Origin of the sequence: Tsukamurella conjunctivitidis (assembly GCF_007858475.1) — a bacterium.
GTDB classification, from domain to species: Bacteria; Actinomycetota; Actinomycetes; order Mycobacteriales; family Mycobacteriaceae; genus Tsukamurella; species Tsukamurella conjunctivitidis.
Genome location: NZ_VIGX01000129.1, coordinates 1 through 649, shown reverse-complemented (window position 1 = coordinate 649; position 649 = coordinate 1). Strand labels below are relative to the sequence as shown.

Annotated in this window: 1 rRNA gene; it reads right to left on the bottom strand. The window is 41.1% G+C overall.

Annotated features, from left to right (window positions below):
• A 16S ribosomal RNA gene (locus FK530_RS27560) occupies positions 1 to 330 on the bottom strand; the annotation flags it as partial.
• Positions 331 to 649: the final 319 nt, after the last annotated feature.

Below are 649 nucleotides of genomic sequence, written 5' to 3'. Positions count from 1 at the left end.
GTCTCAGTCCCAGTGTGGCTGATCATCCTCTCAAACCAGCTAGAGATCGTCGCCTTGGTGAGCCGTTACCTCACCAACTAGCTAATCCCACATAGGCTCATCTCTTAGCGCAAGGCCCGAAGGTCCCCTGCTTTAAACCATAGTCCACATCCAGTATTAGCCACCCTTTCGGGTAGTTATCCTAGACTAAAAGGTAGATTCCTATGCATTACTCACCCGTCCGCCACTCGCCACCGAAGAGAGTAAACTCTCCTCGTGCTGCCGTTCGACTTGCATGTGTTAAGCATACCGCCAGCGTTCAATCTGAGCCAGGATCAAACTCTTCAGTTCAATCTTTATAATGTTTAAATCTTTCGATCTAACCATGTAACTTTCGTTACTGCTCAATTACTGCTTCTATTTCCATTATAAAAAAATAGATGCTGGAATTGTTTGGTTAGACTTCTATTCTTTTGCTCACGCAAACAAATACAAGCCCCCATACAAACTTACTTAAGATTAATTTGTTAAAGAACATTAGGGAGATAATTCTGCGAAGCTTTTCGCTACCGCCCTAAGCAGACGAACTATACTACAGACCCAATCTAAACTTGTCAAACTTATTTTTAACTATTTTTTAAACCGTTTAACAACTTTATTTAAAAACATT